Origin of the sequence: Dactylosporangium sp. NPDC050588 (assembly GCF_040654975.1) — a bacterium.
Lineage (GTDB): Bacteria > Actinomycetota > Actinomycetes > Mycobacteriales > Micromonosporaceae > Dactylosporangium > Dactylosporangium maewongense.
This window is the reverse complement of the sequence record NZ_JBFAJA010000119.1, coordinates 1-17,523: the sequence shown is the minus strand read 5'-3', so window position 1 is coordinate 17,523 and position 17,523 is coordinate 1. Positions and strand designations below refer to the sequence as shown.

At 74.2% G+C, this 17,523-nt stretch carries 15 protein-coding genes and 1 pseudogene; 5 read left to right on the top strand and 11 right to left on the bottom strand.

Translation table 11 applies throughout. From position 1 onward, the window contains the following. Nucleotides 1–280: 280 nt before the first annotated feature. The 8 genes from crtI to AB0I21_RS51270 form a co-directional block, all read right to left on the bottom strand. A complete protein-coding gene (crtI, locus tag AB0I21_RS51305; RefSeq protein ID WP_360572367.1) occupies nucleotides 281–1,741 on the bottom strand; it encodes a phytoene desaturase family protein in 1,461 nt (486 codons plus the stop codon). A gap of 93 nt (nucleotides 1,742–1,834) precedes the next feature. Continuing rightward, nucleotides 1,835–3,049: a glycosyltransferase gene (locus AB0I21_RS51300; RefSeq protein WP_360572365.1), complete on the bottom strand. Its 1,215-nt coding sequence runs from the start codon at nucleotides 3,047–3,049 to the stop codon at nucleotides 1,835–1,837. After that, a complete protein-coding gene (locus AB0I21_RS51295; protein ID WP_360572363.1) occupies nucleotides 3,031–3,771 on the bottom strand; it encodes a carotenoid biosynthesis protein in 741 nt (246 codons plus the stop codon). Before AB0I21_RS51295 ends, AB0I21_RS51300 begins: the two co-directional genes overlap by 19 nt. Then, entirely contained in the window at nucleotides 3,768–4,304 is a 537-nt protein-coding gene (locus AB0I21_RS51290; protein ID WP_360572361.1) for a GNAT family N-acetyltransferase, read from the bottom strand. Before AB0I21_RS51290 ends, AB0I21_RS51295 begins: the two co-directional genes overlap by 4 nt. Then, nucleotides 4,301–4,969 carry a monooxygenase gene (locus tag AB0I21_RS51285; protein WP_360572359.1) on the bottom strand — a complete coding sequence of 223 codons (669 nt, stop codon included), beginning with the start codon at nucleotides 4,967–4,969 and terminating at the stop codon, nucleotides 4,301–4,303. The genes AB0I21_RS51290 and AB0I21_RS51285 overlap by 4 nt, the downstream gene beginning before the upstream one ends. Next, nucleotides 4,966–5,454, bottom strand: a complete 489-nt coding sequence (locus tag AB0I21_RS51280; RefSeq protein ID WP_344506324.1) for a YbaK/EbsC family protein — start codon at nucleotides 5,452–5,454, stop codon at nucleotides 4,966–4,968. The genes AB0I21_RS51285 and AB0I21_RS51280 overlap by 4 nt, the downstream gene beginning before the upstream one ends. Before the next feature lie 10 nt (nucleotides 5,455–5,464). Continuing rightward, entirely contained in the window at nucleotides 5,465–6,409 is a 945-nt protein-coding gene (locus tag AB0I21_RS51275; RefSeq protein ID WP_360572357.1) for an EamA family transporter, read from the bottom strand. A 42-nt stretch (nucleotides 6,410–6,451) separates the two neighbouring features. Beyond that, entirely contained in the window at nucleotides 6,452–7,330 is an 879-nt protein-coding gene (locus tag AB0I21_RS51270; protein ID WP_360572355.1) for a class I SAM-dependent methyltransferase, read from the bottom strand. Between the two features lie 47 nt (nucleotides 7,331–7,377). Between AB0I21_RS51270 and AB0I21_RS51265 the strand changes: the two genes are divergently transcribed. Beyond that, entirely contained in the window at nucleotides 7,378–7,938 is a 561-nt protein-coding gene (locus AB0I21_RS51265) for an XRE family transcriptional regulator (protein ID WP_344506327.1), read from the top strand. Between the two features lie 175 nt (nucleotides 7,939–8,113). Here the strand turns inward: AB0I21_RS51265 and AB0I21_RS51260 are convergent, their stop codons facing one another. Continuing rightward, nucleotides 8,114–8,242: a hypothetical protein gene (locus AB0I21_RS51260; RefSeq protein WP_360572353.1), complete on the bottom strand. Its 129-nt coding sequence runs from the start codon at nucleotides 8,240–8,242 to the stop codon at nucleotides 8,114–8,116. Nucleotides 8,243–8,344: 102 nt separating this feature from the next. Here AB0I21_RS51260 and AB0I21_RS51255 point away from each other — a divergent pair, with 102 nt between their 5' ends. The 4 genes and pseudogenes from AB0I21_RS51255 to AB0I21_RS51240 all read left to right on the top strand — a co-directional run bounded on the left by AB0I21_RS51255 (nucleotide 8,345) and on the right by AB0I21_RS51240 (nucleotide 16,502). Next, nucleotides 8,345–8,878 (top strand): SAV_6107 family HEPN domain-containing protein, encoded by a 534-nt coding sequence (locus tag AB0I21_RS51255; RefSeq protein WP_360572351.1) that lies wholly within the window; start codon nucleotides 8,345–8,347, stop codon nucleotides 8,876–8,878. 2,098 nt (nucleotides 8,879–10,976) lie between these two features. Continuing rightward, nucleotides 10,977–11,555: pseudogene (locus tag AB0I21_RS51250) on the top strand (hypothetical protein); the annotation flags it as partial. Between the two features lie 85 nt (nucleotides 11,556–11,640). Then, nucleotides 11,641–13,179 carry a DNA polymerase Y family protein gene (locus tag AB0I21_RS51245; RefSeq protein ID WP_360572349.1) on the top strand — a complete coding sequence of 513 codons (1,539 nt, stop codon included), beginning with the start codon at nucleotides 11,641–11,643 and terminating at the stop codon, nucleotides 13,177–13,179. After that, nucleotides 13,179–16,502 carry an error-prone DNA polymerase gene (locus AB0I21_RS51240; RefSeq protein WP_360572347.1) on the top strand — a complete coding sequence of 1,108 codons (3,324 nt, stop codon included), beginning with the start codon at nucleotides 13,179–13,181 and terminating at the stop codon, nucleotides 16,500–16,502. Before AB0I21_RS51245 ends, AB0I21_RS51240 begins: the two co-directional genes overlap by 1 nt. A 3-nt stretch (nucleotides 16,503–16,505) precedes the next feature. Here AB0I21_RS51240 and AB0I21_RS51235 read toward each other — a convergent pair whose 3' ends face one another. Together AB0I21_RS51235 and AB0I21_RS51230 are read right to left on the bottom strand one after the other, a co-directional pair. Next, nucleotides 16,506–16,904 (bottom strand): hypothetical protein, encoded by a 399-nt coding sequence (locus AB0I21_RS51235; RefSeq protein WP_344506332.1) that lies wholly within the window; start codon nucleotides 16,902–16,904, stop codon nucleotides 16,506–16,508. Then, a complete protein-coding gene (locus tag AB0I21_RS51230) occupies nucleotides 16,897–17,262 on the bottom strand; it encodes a hypothetical protein (protein ID WP_360572345.1) in 366 nt (121 codons plus the stop codon). The genes AB0I21_RS51235 and AB0I21_RS51230 overlap by 8 nt, the downstream gene beginning before the upstream one ends. Between the last annotated feature and the right edge of the window lie 261 nt (nucleotides 17,263–17,523).

Below are 17,523 nucleotides of genomic sequence, written 5' to 3'. Positions count from 1 at the left end.
GACGCTCGGCGGTGCTACGGAACAGGCGCCGGCTGGCCACGAAGCGGGCTTCAGCTGTGCCACGAAGCGGGCTCCAGCTGTGCCACGGAACAGGCTCCAGCCGAGCCACGAAACGGGCTTCAGCTGTGCCACGAAGCGGGCTCCAGCTGTGCCACGGAACAGGCTCCAGCCGAGCCACGAAAGGCTGGCGCCACGCGGGCCACGAAAGGCTGGCGTCAGGCGGGCCACGAAACAGGCGGGGGCGGAAACGGGCGCCGCGCGGAGGTGCGGAAACAGAGCGCTAGGCGGGGCCGATGCGGTCGGCGACGATCTTGGCGGACAGCATGACCAGGGGTAGGCCGCCGCCGGGGTGGACGGAGCCGCCGACCAGGAACAGGTCGCGGACGGTGCCGCGGGTCGGGGGGCGCAGGAGGCCGGTGAGGCCGTGGCTGGCGGTGCCGTAGATGGCGCCGCCGGGGGAGCGGGTCGAGGTTTCGAGTTCGGCGGGGGTGAGTACGTCGCGGAAGAGGAGGCGGTCGCGGGGGTCGGCGCCGCGGGACGCGAGGATCGACAGGACGCGGTCGGCGTAGCTGTCGGCGACGCCGGGGGCGCGCCAGTCGAACTCGCCGTGCGGCGGGGCGTTGACCAGGACGAACCACGCCTCGTGGCCGGTGGGGCGGGCGGTCGGGTCGTCGGCCGAGGTGACGAAGACGGCGGGGTCGGCCGGGGGGTGGGCGGGCGAGCCGAAGATCGCGTCGAACTCGGCGTCGTAGTCGTTGGGGAAGAACACGGTGTGGTGCGCGAGCTGTGGCGTCGTGCCGCGGACGCCGAGCAGCAGGACGAACCCGCCGAGGCTGCGCCGGGTCAGGCGGGCCGCGCGGCGTGGGGTTGGGAGCAGGTCGCGGTAGAGGTGGAGCGCGTCGGCGTTGGCGACGACGAGGTCGGAGCGGACGGTGGCGCCGCCGGTGAGGACGACGCCGGCGGCTCGTGGGCCTTCGACGAGGACGGACTCGACGGGGGTGCCGAGGTGGACGGTGACGCCGAGCGCGGCGCACCGGGCGAGCAGCGCGTCGGCGAGCGTGCCGAGGCCGCCGCGGAGGTACCAGCCGCCGAACGCCAGCTCCGCGTAGGGGATCGCGAGCAGCGCCGCGGGGGCGCGGCGGGGGTCGGCGCCGGTGTACGTGGCGTAACGGTCCAGCAGCATCCGCAGGCGGGGGTCGCGCAGGTGCCGGCGGCCCAGGCTGCGCAGCGTCTGGCCGGGTGCGATCGCGGCCAGGTCGCCCAGCCGCCACGCCAGGCCGGCGAGCTGCAGCGGGCTGTCGACGGGCGCGGTGAGGACGTGCCGCCACGAGGTCTCCCAGACGCGGGCGGCGCGCTGCCACAGGCGCCGCCAGTCGGCGGCGGCGTCCGCGCCGAACGCGGCCGCGATCCGGTCCTCGAATCCGGCCCCCGCGCAGGAGTCGAGGGTCGTGCCGTCGGGGAAGTGGTGTCGTACCAGCGGATCCAGCGCGACCAGGTCCAGCTCGGGGGCGGGGCCGCCGGTCTGCGCGAACAGCTCCGCCGCGACCTGCGGCAGGGTGAACAGGCTCGGGCCGGTGTCGAAGCGGAAGGTGCCGGCGGCGGTGACCCGTTCGTGCCGGCCGAGCTTGCCGCCGGCGGTGGTGGCCTGCTCGAACACGGTGACCTTGTGGCCGGCCGCGGTGAGCCGGGCCGCTGTCGCGAGGCCGCCGACGCCGGCGCCGATGACGGTCACGGTTGCCATGTCGGGCGGCCTTTCCAGGAGGTGCGGCCGCGGGTGACGGTCACGGTTGCCATGTCGGGCGGCCTTTCCAGGAGGTGCGGCCGCGGGTGACGGTCACGGTTGCCATGTCGGGCGGCCCTTCCAGGAGACGCGGCCGCGGCGGCGGTAGGACCGCAGGACCAGCCACGCGAACAGCAGCACGGACACGGGATGGGCGAGGGCGTCGGGCCAGGCGCGGCCGCCGGTCGTCCGGGCGCTGACGACCCGTCCGGCGACGCCGAGGAGGTAGCCGGCGACCCCCTGCCAGCATCCGGCGAGGACGGTGAGGGGCAGCAGGACGTACAGGCCGAGCAGCAGCGACACGACGGCCGTGGCGCCGGCGGGGGAGCCGAACGACGCCCACAGCGACTTGCTGTAGCCGTCGACGACCTCGCGCCATGAGGTGTACATGCGGCACGTGGCCAGGTCGGAGCCGTCGGCGAGCGCGATCCGGCCGCCGGTGCGCTTCACCGCGTGGGCCAGCTCGATGTCTTCGAGGACCTTGTCGCGGACCGCGGCGTGCCCGCCGGCGCGGTCGTAGGCGGCCCGGGTGACCAGCAGGAACTGCCCGCCGGCCGCGGCGAGAGACGGGCGGGGGGAGCGTTCCATCGCGCGCAGCGGCAGGAACGTCAGCCACGACCACTGCAGCAGTGGCTGGACGAGCCGCTCGCCCGGACTGCCCGCGATGATGCGTGGGTACGGGCTGAGCAGCCCCACCCCCGCGTCGTCGAGCAGCGTGGCGGCCGCTTCGACGGCGTCGGGGGCCAGGATCACGTCGGCGTCGAGGAACACCAGCAGGTCGGCGTCGCCGGTGAGCCCGGCCGCGTCGGCGAGCTGCTGGCACGCGTGCGGCTTGCCGAGCCAGCCGGCCGGCAGCGGTCTGCCCGTCAGGAGCGTGACGCGGTCGCCGCAGACGGACCGGACGAGTTCGGCGGTGCCGTCGGTGGAGCCGTCGTCGAGGACCAGGATCCTGGGCGCGCCGCGCAGCGCCAGCAACGCCCGCAGACACGGCTCGACCCGCGCCGCCTCGTCCCGCAGCGGCAGCAGTACCGCGACCCGGTCGGCCCCCGAAGCGCCGGCACCCGAAGCGCCAGCCCCCGAAGCGCCGGCGGCAGAAGCACCGGCGGCAGAAGCACCGTCACCGGTACCCGCGCTGTCGGGAGGAACCGCGTCGACCGGCGCACGACGAGCGCCCGCACGGGGAGAGCGCAGCAGGCGCGCGTTGACCACGGTGTGCGCGGTCAGCGCGAACACGAGCAGCACCAGCAGGGTCAGGACCGCGCCCGCCACAGCGTCACCGCCAAGGGGACCGCGACCAGCCCCATCCCCAGAGCGCCCCACGCCGCCGACGCGGGCATGCCGAGGAACGCCGCGTGCGCGAGGACACTCGAGGCGTACGTCCACAGGTACAGCGCATACATCGGCCGGTCGTCGGTGCCGGGCGCGTCGGGTAACCAGAGCGTGAGCGCCGCTGCCAGTACCGACGCGACCACCAGCCAACCGAGATAGTTGGTGAGCGGGATGCCGGGGACGCCGGGCAGCGCGGCGCCGGGGGAGGACCAGTGCCAGTGGCCCTCGGCGACCATCTGCGGGTCGAGGAAGAGGTCCCAGGTCGCCAGGCCCAGCCCCGCGATCCCGGCCCGCGCCCACCGCCGCCGGGTGAGGCGGGCCGCGGCGACCCACGCCGGCCACGCCATCCACGTCCAGGCGAGGGGGATCGTCAGTGGCACGCCCAGCAGCCTGGGCCCGAGCGAACCGGTGTAGTCGTAGTCGCCGAAGGGGTAGCCGGTGGACCGGCCGGCCGCCTCGACCGCGAACCCGCCGCCGGTGGTGACGAGGACGAGGACGGCGGCGGCGCGCGGGCCGCGGGACAGCCAGGCGTGGCCGACGGACAGCAGGTAGCCGGCGACGACGGTGGCGACGGTGAGCGCGGCCCGGGTGCCGCCGTGCACGAGCGGGTATGCGATCTCGGTGAGGACGAGCGCCGCGAGCAGCGCCCAGAGCGCTTTCACAGCGGCAGTTGCCGGCCGAGGACGGCGAACGGGCGGTCGTCGCCCGGGAAGTTGAAGTGGCGCAGGACGTCGACGAACCCGAACCGCCGGTAGAGCCGCCACGCGCGGGACGTCGCCTCAGGCGCCTCGGGGGTGGACAGCAGCGCCGTCTGCTGCGGGGCCTGGGTGAGCAGGTCGTGCAGCTGCCGGGCGCCGATGCCGTGCCCCTGCGCGTGCGGCCGGACGTGCAGCTCGACGAGCTCGAAGCAGTTGCCGAGCCAGAACTTGCGGTGCTCCCGGCGCAGCGCGTTGCGCACCTGGTCGTGCCACCACTGGCCGGACGTGCCGCGGTAGCCGTAGCCGAAGCCGAGGAGGTTGTCCTCGTCGTCGAGGGTCGCGACGGCCTGGAACGACTCGCGCCTGGTGTGGCCGGCCACATACCCGCGGCGGGTCTGCAGGAGCTGCACCGAGTAGCCCATCGCCTCCCCGTAGACGGCGATGACGTCGTCGAGTCGCGCGAGGAGGTCTTCCCCGCGCCACTGCACGAGCCTCACGGGCGGTCCCTCCAACCGATCACCTCGCGGTCGCCGGTGACGTCCAGCACACGGAACCGGGCGAACAACTCCTCCGCATACCAGCCTTCGCGGGCCGTGCGGTCCACGACGGCGGCGTGCTCGGGCTGACGGTACGCGAAACGCACGACATCCGCCGCACTGCGCCACAGGCTGATCGTGCCCTGGAATCCTACGGGTGCCTCTCCGACGCCGAACGCGCAGATCATGCCGTCGGCGCCGGGCAGCGCGCGGGACACCGGGTCGATCGCCTTCCAGAACGCGGGCGCCTTCCTGGGCCGTAACCTGGCCCGCGTCAGCACCGCGATCATGCCGTTGTTCGCGTGTACGGGTGGCGCCGCGTCACCGCCGCCGTCGAACGGTGCCCGCCCCGCCCACGTGCCGCGGCTCGCGATCGGCTCCAGCGTGACGGCGCAGCTCGCGGTGGCGCCACGCATCGGCGGCGCCACCGAGGGGTCGCCGACGACGATCGCCGCCCAGCGGGTCAGGTCCGCCTTGCCGGCGCCGAAGTCGCTGCCCTTCCCGGTGCCGAGCAGCTTCACGAACTCCGCCCGTCGCCGCAGCGCCCGCCGGTCGGCGGCCATCCCCCAGAAGGCGAGCGGCACCGCCCGCTTCCGCACCCGCCACACGTGCAACCGGACGGTCACGCGACCTCGGCGGGGGTGCCGGCGGTGATGCGGACGAGCTCGTCATACGTGATGGGGAACACCGCCTGGGGGATGCCGCCGGCGGCCCAGATCTCGCCGAACCGCGCCAGGTCGACGTCGACGAGGGTGCGCACGGGCTTCGGGTGCCCGAGCGGCGACACGCCGCCGATGACCTGGCCGGTGTGCTCGCGGACGAACTCGGCGGTGGCGCGCTTGACCTTGCCGGTGCCGAGCAGTGCGGCGACCTTCGCGGTGTCGACGCGGTGCGCGCCGGACGTGAGGACCAGTAACGGGTCGCCGCCGGCCTCGAAGATCAACGAGTTGGCGATCTGGGCGACCTCGACCCCCACGGCGGCCGCGGCCGCGGCGGCGGTGTGGACCGGCTCGGTGAGCACCCTGACCTGGCACGGGTCGCCGGCGGCGTCGCGGGCGCCGGCGGCGTCGAGAGCGTCCTGGATGGCCTGCACGTTGGGATGAAGCTGCATGCGATCGACTCTAGTTCGGGGCACCGACAGTTTCGGGGCGGCGCTGCTCCGCCTTCGTCTGGACGCGGGCGGTCTCGGCGAGCGCGACCCCGGCGAGGATCAGGACGCCGCCGCAGATCTGCGCCGCGTTCAGGTGCTCGTGCAGGACCAGCCAGGCCACGATGGTGGCGATCACCGGCTCCGACATGCCGATGATGCCGACGCTCGTCGGCGGCAGGTGCCGCATGGCGCCGGCGAGCAGCAGGTACGGCGCGATCGACCCGCCGACGACGATGTAGATCAGCAGCAGCCACACGGGCACGCCGTGGGTGGTGACCGTGGTGCGGGCGAAGTCGAAGTCCCACCACGGCCGGACCACCGAGCCGGCGAGCGCCGACACCGCGAACGCGTACGCGGTCAGCGACAGCGTGTCCCTGCTGGCGACGCCGCGGGCGCTGAGCAGGTAGTAGACGGCGAGCAGGACGGCGGCGGCGAGCGCGGCGGCGACCCCGACCGCGTCGAGGCGCAGCTCGCCCCAGATCTCCGCGACGCAGGCGAGCCCGCCGAGGCTGGCGGCGAGGCCCACCCACAGCCGGGGGCGGACCCGGTGTCCCTGGACGAAGCGGGCCCACAGCGCCACCAGTACCGGCGCGGTGTATTCGAAGAGCAGGCTGATCCCGACCGGAAGACGGCCGATCCCGACGAAATAGAGCATGGGGACGAAGAAGAAGCCGGCCAGCCCGTACGCGACGAGGATCGGCATCTCCCGTCCGGTGATCCGCAGCCGGGACGGCCGGAACGCCAGCGCGAGCGCGAACAGCCCCAGCGCCGCGCCGCCGGCCCGCAGCGTCGTGAGCTGCGGCGCGTCGATGCCGGTGCCGGCGGCGAGCTTGGCGACGGTGCCGTTGACGGCGAACAGGAAGCTGCCGGCGAGGACCATCGCGACGCCGGTGGCGGGCCTTGGCTGGTGGGTCACCCGCAGAAGATACAGGTCAGGTGCGGGTGGGGATGATGCCCCTTACGGTGTGGCGATCCAGGCGGTTCGCCGTGCCCGCACGGTGAGGTCCGGCCGCGTCGGTACGACCTCCGCCAGCGCCTCCAGCGCGGTCAGGTCCTCGGGGCTCAGCTTCCCTTCGAGCCCTTGACGGAGGCGGCGCAGGGACGTCTGCGCGTAGCGGCCGGTGGCCTCCGGCAGCGGCGGCTCCAGGTCGATCTCGAAGCGGCGCTGCGCCTGGACGGTGAACCCGGCGGCGCGCAGCAGCGGGCCCCAGTCGGCGCCGAGGTGCGGCATGTCGCCGGCGCGCATCGCGGTGACGGCCTCGTGGCAGCGGGTCTCGAGCTCGTCGCCGGGCAGGAACCGGGGGAACGCGTCCATCTCGAACGCCACGAGGTGGCCGCCGGGGCGGATCGCGCCGCGGATGCGGGCCAGGCTGGCGACGGGGTCGGCCAGGTGGTGCAGCGAGTTGGCCGCCCACACCAGGTCGGCAGCCGCGGCCTTTGTACCGTCAGCGCCCGTACTGCCGGCGCCGTCGAGGTCGGCCTCCACGGTGCGGACCCGGTCGGCGAGCCCCGCGGCGTTGGCCTTGTGCCGCAGGTGCTGCAGCATCTGCGGCGACACGTCGACGGCGGTGACCGTCGCGCCGGGGAAGCGGCGGGCCAGCGCGAGGGTGCCGGCGCCGGTCCCGGCCCCCAGGTCGAGCACGGTCGCGACGTCGCCGGTCTGCTCGTGGACCCAGGCCATGACCTCGGTGAGGTGGTCGTGCAGCACCTCGGCGTCGAGGTCGAGGATGTCGGCGAGGTCCTGGTGGTCGTGCTGATGGGCGTGGGCGTGTGCCTGGTGGTGGGCGTGGCCGTGTGCGTGGCTGTGTGCGTGGCTGTGGGTGTGGTTCTGGGGCATGGCTCGACCATAGCCGCGCTTTGCTGTCGCGGCATACAATCTTGCGTATGACGCAAGACGGTGAGCTCGACGGCCTCGTTCGCAAGCGGATCCGCGGGCTGCGGGTGGCCAAGGGCTGGTCACTCGACGACCTGGCCTCGCGCTGCTACCTGAGCCCCTCCACGCTGAGCCGGATCGAGACGGGTCACCGGCGGATCGCCCTGGACCAGCTCGCCCCGATCGCCCGCGCGCTCGGGACCACGCTCGACCAGCTCGTGGAGTCCGTCGACGACGAGGACGTGGTGATCCGCCCCCGGCGCGACGAGGCGCACGGCGTGACCACCTGGATGATGACCCGGGAGCCGGGGCCGCACGGCGTCTCCGTGGCCAAGATGCGCATCACACGGCCGGTGCCGGAGGAGCTGCGGGTGCATCCGGGCAAGGACTGGTTCACCGTGCTGTCGGGGACCGTCGTGCTGCGGCTGGGGGAGCGGACCATCCTGGTCGAGCCGGGTCAGGCGGCCGCGTTCTCCACCATGACGCCGCACGCGTTCGGCGCCCACGACGGGCCGGCGGAGATCCTCTGCGTCTTCGACCACGACGGCCAGCGCAGTCACCTGCACGAGTGATCGTGCGAACGGATGTTCGAAAAATCTGCCCGCGTCGTGGCGACTTTCCCGGCACCCGGGTGTAGTCTTATCTCAGTCGAACGAGTGTTCGAACTGCTTCGGGAAGACGATTCGCGGCGTTCTTCCCGAGCGCGGTCCGCGACACCGCGGAGGCCGGATTTTCGCGGGTCTGGCCTCAGGTGGGGTCGCTGCTCGCCGCCCACGACCCCCGGGCGGCGGGCAGCGACCCAGCCGGCCCGCCGGTCGGGGGTGGTGTGGGGAAGCTCCACGCCCGGCCGGCGGGGTCGCGCCGTTCGACCGTCACGTCCGCACGACCCGCGTGTCACCGCTACTCCCCCAGCGGCGGCCCGCACGCACCACAGGGACCCAGAGCGGGACCCACCGACGCACCACAGAGGGAGAGACCATGCCGGCGAACCGTTCGACCCAGCCGTCCAACGTCAGTCGATTCCCGACCGCTCCGGCCACCGCTCCGGTCACCGGCGCGGCTGGTGGTGCGTCCCGGCAGCAGCTTCCGGTTCCCGCGCACGCGCTTCCCCACCGCACGCCGCGGGAGCTGTTGACCCTCGCCCGCCGAGGCCTCGAAGAGGCGGCGGAGATCCGCACCGACGGCATGCGTTATGCCACCGCCCACCTCGCCGCGCTCCGCGCCGCCGCCGCCGTCCTCGCCGCTAGGGCCGTGCCCGCCGCGCCGGGCCGCCGCAGCAAGGTGACGAGCGTGTGGTCGCTGCTGGTGCTCGTCGCGCCCGAGCTGAGCGACTGGGCGGCCTATTTCGCCGCCGGCGCCAGCAAGCGCTCCGCCGCGGAGGCGGGCATCCCGCGGGTGGTCACCGCCCGGGAGGCCGACGACCTCATGCGCTCCGCGGAGCAGTTCATCGCCGTGATCGAGGTCGGCCTCGGCTTCTCGTATCAGCCCAGGCTCGAGGGCCTCGCCAGCTGACCCGCGGCCGTGCCAGGACAGCACCGCCGGACCAGGCAGCCACCGCTCGGCCCACCGTCCGGCCTGCCCGGCCTGTCCGGTCTCGGCGGATCAGCCGGTCCGGCGGGACCAGCCGGACCACCCGGACCGCCGGGACCAGTCGCTCCGCCGAGACCGATCAGCCCGCCGAGGCCGGTCGGCCCGCTTCGACCGCCGGGACGGCCCGGATCACCCGGGCCGCTTGGACCGGCCGATCAGCTTGGACCCGCCGATCAGCTTCGACCGCCTGGACCGCCGGACCGCTGGACCGCCGGGACGGCCCGGATCACCCGGGCCGCTTGGACCCGCCGATCAGCTTCGACCGCCTGGATCGCCTGGACGGCCGGACCGCCGGACCGCCTGGACCTGCCGATCAGCTTCGACCGCCTGGGTCCACCTGGACCGCCTGGATCACTTGGGCTGACCGGGTTGCTCAGGATCGACCGGAGTGAAGAGGCTGGCCGGGCGGGGCTGATCGGCCGGGACGGTTGGGCTGTTCGGTAGGTGGGGTTTCCGGTGGGTGATCGCCCGCCTTCGTCGTTTCCTTTGCAACTGGCCACGGATGGCCTCGGTACGCCCATGCCCAGCCGGTTCTGAAGTGGAGGCGGCTCGGCACGGCGTCGAAGAACCCGGTGAAGCCTTGAACCACGACTCCTTTGAGCTGCGGCGTTCGGTCCGCGGGCCGCAGGTCTCGACGCTCGGCGTCCATGCCGCGGGTGCCGGGTCGCCGGGTCGGTCGCGTCCGCCGTCGTGGTGCCCGGGGCCCCTGTTGCCCGGGCCCGGCATGGTCCGGTCCGCCACTGTGCCGCGCGATCGTGCCCGGTCGCGGCCGGTTGCCGGTCGGCGGCGGTCTGGCCCGGGTTCGGGTTCGAGGTCTGGTTCGCGTTCGGGCTGGGGTCCGTGCCGTGGTTGCGGGGGCGGGTTCGGGGCTGTGGCCTTGCCGGGGTGTGCGTCCGGTCGGGCCGTAGCGCCGCCGGTCGGGACGGCGAGGGGGCTCGGATGCCGGATCGGCTGGGACGACGAGCGTTGCGGGACCGGCTTGATCGAAGGAGGAATCTGGCTGCCGGCGTCGCCGGATCTGGCCTTCGATCATGGTGCGACCGGTGGACTGGGTGGCGGTGGACAAGGTGAGCGGGCCGCCTGTCCGGGTCGTGCCGGTCGCGGTGCCGGGTCGGCGCTGAGCGCAGGCGTGGAATGGCGCTCCGCGATCTTCCGGAGGGTGGCGATGTATCGCGTGACATCTGTGCCGCGGCGGGTGCGCTGACCTGGGACAGCGGGTCGTGGGGCCGGCCCGGGTCAGGGGCTGGCAGGCAGTGGGGACAGCGTCGTGTCAGGGGCGCCGGAGCGGTGGGCCGGGCGCGACGGGGGAGAACGGTTCGACAGTGGGGGAGCAGGTGCCGTGGCTGGCACGTCGGCTTCGGCGGCCGCCGGGTCCTATGACGCACGCGTCGATGGCGACGTCGTGAACGGGGCTGCGGGCGCGAGCGACGCTGCCCTCCGGCGGGGGCTGCAGCCCGTCCCCGCCCCCGACGCCGACGCCGCGGTCGAGACAGCTCCGGAGGCGCAGGGCGCCCATGGCGTCCGCGAGGCGCGGGGTGGCGGGTCGGCCGGGCAGCTGCGGGTGGTCGGAGAGCGGCGCGGCGACGGGGAGGAAGCCGGGCGGAAGCTGGCCGGGCTGATCAGAGCGGGTGTGGTGCGTCCGGCGAGCGGGCACGCCGCCGGGGACGGGCGGGGGCTGACCGGGGCGGGGGCGGCGCGGCCCGCTGGTGAGCACGCCACCGGGAGCGGGCGGGGTCTGGTCGAAGCGGCCGACGTCGACGCCGCGGTCGAGGTGGCTCCCGAGGCGCGGGGTGGCGGGTCGGTCGGGCAGCTGCGGGTGGTCGGGGAGCGGCGCGGGGACGGGGAGGCGGCCGGGCTGGTCGGGGCGTGTGTGGTGCGTCCAGCCGGCGAGCACGCCATGGGGAGCGAGCGGGGGCCGGCCGGTGCGCACGCGGCGGGGAGCGGGCGGGGGCTGGGCGGGGCGGCGGGTGAGCGCGCGGCGGGGAATGGGCGGGGGTTGGCCGGGCTGGTCGGGGCGGGGGTGGTGCGTCCGGCCAGTGAGCACGCGGCGGAGGCGGGGGTCGGGAGCGGGAAGGTGCTGCCGGTGCTGGCGGGGCTGCGGGCGTTACTGCCGGGTGGCGGGCTGCGGCGGGGGGCGACGATCGCGGTGCAGACGTCGTCGGTGCTGCTGGCGTTGCTGGCGGCGGCGAGCCGGGCCGGGTCGTGGTGTGCGGTGGTGGGGATGCCGTCGCTGAATCCGGTGGCGGCGGCGGAGATGGGGGTGGTGCTGGAGCGGCTGGCGCTGGTGCCGGACCCGGGAGCCGAGTGGGCGAGCATCGTCGCCGCGTTGCTGGACGGGGTGGACATCGTGGTGGCGGCGGTGCCGGGGGCGGTCGCGCCGGCGGTGGCGGGGCGGCTGGCGGCGCGGGCCAGGCAGCGGGGCAGCGTGCTCATGCCGGCCGGGGTGTGGGCCGGCGCGGACGTGACGGTGGCGCCGGTCCAGCAGAGCTGGGGCGGGCTCGGCGAAGGGCGGGGGCGGCTGCGCTGCCGGGAGCTGACGATCCAGGCCCGCGGCCGGGGAGCGGCGAGCGCCGCGCGCGAGGTGACGCTGTGGCTGCCGGCGCTGGAAGGGCCGCTGCCGCCCGTCCGCGACGCGAAGATGCCGCGCACCGCCCCCGCCGCCGGCCTGCGAAGGGTCGGCTGACATGGCACAGGCGGAGCAGGCGGCGCGGACGATGGTGATCTGGTGCCCCGACTGGCCGGTGGTGGCGGCGGAGATCGTGGACGGGTACCCGGCGGAGCAACCGGTGGCGGTGCTGCACGCGAACAGGGTCCTGGCCACGTCGCCCGCGGCGCGGGAGGAAGGGGTACGGCGGGGGCTGCGGAAACGGGAGGCGCAGGGGCGGTGCCCGCACCTGATCGTGCTGGAGCACGATCCGGGGCGGGACATGCGGGCGTTCGAGCCGGTGCTCGCGGCGGTCGAGGAGGTCGCGCCGGGGGTGGAGACGCTGCGGCCGGGGGCGTGCGCGCTCGCGGCCAGGGGACCCGCGCGGTTCTACGGAGGTGAGGCCCAGGCGGCCGAGCGGCTCGTGGAGCAGATCGCGCAGCGGTGCGACGTGGAGGCACAGGTCGGGGTCGCCGAGGGGACGTTCGCGGCGGGGCTGGCCGCGCGGGCCGGGGTGCTCGTGCCGCCGGGGGAGACGCCGGGGTTCCTCGCGGACCTGAGCATCAGCGCGCTCGGCCGGCCGCAGCTGGCCGACCTGCTGCGGCGACTCGGGATCCACACGCTCAAGGAGTTCGCGGCGCTGCCGGGGCCGGACGTGCTGGCGCGGTTCGGGTTCGACGCGGCGCTCGCGCACCGGCTCGCCGGCGGGCGGGACGAGCGGCCGCTCGCGCCCCGGCAGCCGCCGCCGGACCTGGACGTGACGGAGACGTTCGACGAGCCGGTCGAGCGGGTCGACGCCGCCGCGTTCGCGGCCCGGGGCCTCGCCGAGCGGCTGCACGAGGGGCTCCAGCGGCACGGGCTCGCCTGCACGCGGCTCGGGATCGAGGCGGTCACCGTCACGGGACAGGAACTGCTGCGCACGTGGCGGCACGACGGGCTGCTGAGCGTCAACGCGATCGCCGACCGGGTCCGCTGGCAGCTCGACGGCTGGCTCAAGAGCAGGCACACCCCGACCGGGGGGATCGCGCGGCTGCGGCTCGTCCCCGAAGGGGTGCTGGAGCACCTCGGGCTCCAGCCGGGGCTGTGGGGCGAGGCCGGCGACGAACGCGACCGCGCCCACCGGGCCCTCACCCGCGTCCAGGGGCTCCTCGGCCCCGACGCGGTCCTCACCGCGGTCCTCGACGGCGGGCGCGCCGACAGCAGCCGGATCCGGCTCGTGGCGTTCGGCGACGAACGGGTCGCGCGGGGCACCGACGCGCCGTGGCCGGGGCGGCTGCCGTCACCGTCGCCGGCGACCGTGTACCGGGAGCCGCCGCCCGCCGCCGTCACCGACAAGGACGGGCAGCCGGTGCGGGTCAGCGGCCGCCTGGAGCTCAGCGGCGCCCCGGCGCACATCCAGATGGGCGGGGAACCGCAGCAGGTGATCGCGTGGGCCGGGCCGTGGCCGGTCGACGAACGCTGGTGGGACGACGAGGGCGCCAGCCGCCGCGTCCGGTTCCAGCTCCGGCTCGCCGACGAGCGGGCGGTCCTGGCCGTCCTCGAGGACGGCGCCTGGCGGGTGGAAGGACTCTACGACTGATGGGATTCAGCAACCCCGACATCCCCTGGCGGGAGTTCGAACGGAGACTGACGGGCAGGAAGGGTGAATACCACCCCGACGTCCTCGCCGCCGACGACGGCGACGGCGGGGACTCCCCGGCGTGGACCCGCAAACGCGAGGCGTACACGGCGCCCCCGCTGCAACGGCCCACCGACGCGGTCCCGTACGCCGAGCTGCACTGCCACACCAACTTCAGCTTCCTCGACGGGGCCAGCCACCCCGAGGAGCTCGCCGAGACCGCGGCCCGCCTCGGCCTGGAAGCCGTCGCGATCACCGACCACGACGGCTTCTACGGCGTCGTCCGGTTCGCGGAGGCGGCCAGGGAGCTCGATATCCGGACCGTGTTCGGCGCGGAGCTGTCGCTGGGGCTGCCCGGCCCGCAGAACGGCGAACCCGACCCGCTCGGCCGGCACCTGCTCGTCCTGGCGCGCGGCCCGCAGGGGTACGCGCGGCTCGCCCGCACCATCAGCGAGGCCCACTTCCGCGGCGGCGAGAAGGGCCGGCCGGTCTACGACCTGGAGGAGACCGCGGCGGCCCTCCGCGACCACGCGCTGGTCCTCACCGGCTGCCGCAAGGGGCACGTCCCCGCGGCGCTGCTGGAACACGGCCCCGAAAAGGCGGCGCAGGAGCTGGACCGCCTGAAAAGCCTGTTCGGCCCCGAATCGGTGGCGGTGGAGCTGACGTCGCACGGCGGACCGGACGACGACGAACGCAACGACGCCCTCGCCGACCTCGCCGCCGCGAGGAACCTGCCGACGGTCGCGACGAACAACGTCCACTACGCGACCCCGGGCCGCCGCCGGCTGGCGACCGCGCTCGCCGCCGTCCGCGCCCGGCGCAGCCTCGACGACATCGACGGCTGGCTGCCCGCCGCAGGCACCGCCCACCTGCGCGGCGGCGCGGAGATGGCGGCCCGGTTCGCGGCCTGGCCCGGCGCCGTCGCCAGGGCCGCCGCGTACGGGCGGGAGCTCGCGTTCGACCTGCAGCTCGTCGCGCCGAGGCTGCCGGACTACCCGGTGCCGCGGCCCGGCATGTCGGAGATGGACTGGCTGCGGCACCTGACGATGACGAAAGCCGCCGACCGCTACCGCGGCAACGCGAAAGCGCACGCGCAGCTGGAACACGAGCTGGCCCTGATCGAAGAGCTGAACTTCCCCGGCTACTTCCTCGTCGTGTACGACATCGTCACGTTCTGCAAGGAGAACAACATCTACTGCCAGGGCCGCGGATCCGCGGCGAACTCGGCGGTCTGTTTCGCGCTCGGCATCACCAACGTCGACGCCGTCAAATGGGGGCTGCTGTTCGAACGGTTCCTTTCCCCGGAACGCGACGGGCCACCCGACATCGACATCGACATCGAGTCCGATCAGCGGGAAAAAGTCATCCAGCACGTGTACGAGAAGTACGGCCGGCACTACACCGCCCAGGTCGCGAACGTCATCTCGTACCGGCCGAAATCCGCGGTCCGGGACATGGCGAAAGCGTTCGGGCACTCGCCGGGGCAGCAGGACGCGTGGAGCCGGCAGGTCGAACGGTGGGGCGACGTGAGCACCGCCGACGTCGACGACATCCCGCCGCCGGTCCTCGACTACGCCAACGAGCTGCAGACCTTCCCACGGCACCTCGGCATCCACTCCGGCGGCATGGTCATCTGCGACCGCCCCGTCATCGAGGTGTGCCCCGTCGAACACGCGAGGATGGAGGGCCGCACCGTCCTGCAATGGGACAAGGACGACTGCGCGGCCGCCGGGCTCGTCAAGTTCGACCTGCTCGGCCTCGGCATGCTGTCGGCGCTGCGCTACGCGTTCGAGATGATCGGCGGCGAGCTCGACATCTCCCTCATGCCGCTGGACGACCCCGAGGTCTACGACATGCTGTGCCGGGCCGACTCCGTCGGGGTGTTCCAGGTGGAGAGCCGCGCGCAGATGGCGACCCTGCCACGGCTCAAACCCCGCGAGTTCTACGACCTGGTCGTCGAGGTCGCGCTGATCCGCCCCGGCCCGATCCAGGGCGGGTCGGTCCATCCGTACATCCGCCGCAAGAACAAACAGGAGAAAGTCACCTATCCGCATCCGCTGCTGGAACCGTCGCTGCGCAAGACCCTCGGCGTGCCGCTCTTCCAGGAACAGCTGATGCAGATGGCGATCGACGTCGCCGGGTTCACCCCCGCCGAATCCGACGAGCTGCGTCGCGCCATGGGGTCGAAACGGTCGATGGAGCGCATGCGTCGCATCCGTCAGCGGCTGTACGAAGGAATGGCCCGCAACGGGATCGCCGGCCCGCTCGCCGATGAGCTTTTCGACAAGCTGTCGGCGTTCGCGAACTACGGTTTCCCGGAAAGCCACGCGATGAGCTTCGCCTATCTCGTGTACGCGAGCGCCTGGCTGAAGCGCTACCACCCCGCGGCGTTCTGCGCGGCGCTGCTCAACGCGCAGCCGATGGGGTTCTACTCGCCGCAGTCGCTCGTCGACGACGCCCGCCGGCACGGCGTCACCGTCCGCCGCCCCGACGTCAACCTCAGCGACGCCCAGGCCACCCTGGAGCCGCCCCTGCCGTCGGAGGTTCCCGCGGACGGGCCCGCCGGCTGGGGGCGGGGCGGGCCGGTCGTGCGGCTCGGGCTGTCCGCGGTCCGGTCCCTCGGCACCGCCGTCGCCGAGCGGATCGAGGCGGAGCGCGCCGGCGGCGGGCCGTTCACGTCGATGAGCGACCTCGCCCGGCGGGCCGGGCTCACCACCCCGCACCTGGAGGCCCTCGCCACCGCGGACGCGTTCGCCGGGCTCGGGCTCAGCCGGCGGGAGGCGCTGTGGGCGGCGGGCGCGGCCGCGCGGGAGACGGAAGGGCGGCTGCCCGGCACGACCGGCGGCCTCGAGGCGCCGATGCTGCCCGGGATGGACGCCGTGGAACGCATGATCGCCGACGTGTGGGCGACCGGCCTGGCGCCGGACGCGCACCCGGCGCAGTTCGCGCGCGACTACCTCGACCGGATCGGCGCGCTCTGCGTGGAGCGGCTGCACACCGTCGAGCACGGGCGCAGGGTCTCCGTCGGCGGGATCGTCACGCACCGCCAACGCCCCGCGACCGCGGCCGGGGTCACGTTCATCAACCTGGAGGACGAGACGGGGATGCTCAACGTCACCTGCACGCCGGGGCTCTGGCAGCGGTACCGGAGAGTCGCCCGGACCGCGAACGCCATGGTCGTCCGCGGTGTCCTCGAGAAGGTCGAGGGCGTGCTCAACCTGCGGGCCGACCACCTGGCGGCGCTGAGCCTGCCGATCCGGTCGGCGTCCCGCGACTTCCGGTGACGTTCATGCGGCTGGTTTGCCCGCTTTCGCCCGCAACAGCCACCACAGGCCGACGATCGGCAGGACGAGCGGGACGTAGCCGTACCCCTGGCCGTAGTCGGACCAGACGGTGGCGTCCGGGAACGCCGCGCCGTCCACCACGCTGAGCGTGCCGACGGTGAGGACGCCGAGCAGCTCGAACCCGCAGGCGGCGAGCGCGACCCGGCGGGCGCCGCGGGCCAGGGCGACGGTCGCGACGATGTAGACGGCCGCGGCGAGCGCCGACAGCGTGTACGCGAGGGGCGCGTCGCCGAACTTCGTCGCGATCTGCACGCTCGCGCGGGCGGACGCGGCGAGCGCGAACACGCCGTAGATCGCGACGAGGACCCGGCCGGGCCCCTTGTGGATGGTGTCCTCAGCCATTCCAGATCTGTCCGAGTCGCAGGATGAGCACCGGCACGATGACGGCGGCGCTGCCGATGAGCAGGGAACCCCAGCGGGTCGGCTCCATCCTGGCGAGGACGGCGCCGGCGGGCGGCAGGAGCACCGCCGTCAGCATGTACCCGACGAGGGTGACGACCTCGCCGCCCTCCTCGGGGCCTTGCCCGCGGGCGAGCCCGATGCCGAGCGCGACGACCTGCGCCAGCACGAGCAGCCCGACGACGCCCAGCCCCTGGAACAGCGGGCGGGTCGGCTCGCGGTGCCGGAAGAACTCGGCGAACGCCCAGGCGGCGAGGGCGAGCGACAGCACGTACACGGCGACTGCCAGAGGCCCGATCACGGCCGACAGCGTAATCCGGCGCGCCCGGAGCGCCCGCCCCGGGCTGGGACTGTCGCCTACCTGGCACTGTGCTGGGCGGTGGCACGTTTCGGGGATTCAATGCTTTCCGAGAACGCCTAACGTCTTGGGTGACAGCAAGGCAACACGGACATCAGCGAGCTGGGGGATGCAATGAGCGAGTGGGACAGCGGCGACAGCGGCGACCACGGGTACGACGGCGGCACCGACTACGGTCACGTGGAGGCCGGTGCGGACCACGAG

What these genes read in the sequence shown, in the direction of transcription:
- AB0I21_RS51235 (WP_344506332.1), bottom strand. Translation starts at nt 16,904, where the DNA reads ATGGCTGAGGACACCATCCACAAGGGGCCCGGCCGGGTCCTCGTCGCG.
- AB0I21_RS51265 (WP_344506327.1), top strand. Translation starts at nt 7,378, where the DNA reads ATGACGCAAGACGGTGAGCTCGACGGCCTCGTTCGCAAGCGGATCCGC.
- AB0I21_RS51240 (WP_360572347.1), top strand. Translation starts at nt 13,179, where the DNA reads ATGGGATTCAGCAACCCCGACATCCCCTGGCGGGAGTTCGAACGGAGA.
- AB0I21_RS51255 (WP_360572351.1), top strand. Translation starts at nt 8,345, where the DNA reads ATGCCGGCGAACCGTTCGACCCAGCCGTCCAACGTCAGTCGATTCCCG.
- AB0I21_RS51245 (WP_360572349.1), top strand. Translation starts at nt 11,641, where the DNA reads ATGGCACAGGCGGAGCAGGCGGCGCGGACGATGGTGATCTGGTGCCCC.
- AB0I21_RS51270 (WP_360572355.1), bottom strand. Translation starts at nt 7,330, where the DNA reads ATGCCCCAGAACCACACCCACAGCCACGCACACAGCCACGCACACGGC.
- AB0I21_RS51280 (WP_344506324.1), bottom strand. Translation starts at nt 5,454, where the DNA reads ATGCAGCTTCATCCCAACGTGCAGGCCATCCAGGACGCTCTCGACGCC.
- crtI (WP_360572367.1), bottom strand. Translation starts at nt 1,741, where the DNA reads ATGGCAACCGTGACCGTCATCGGCGCCGGCGTCGGCGGCCTCGCGACA.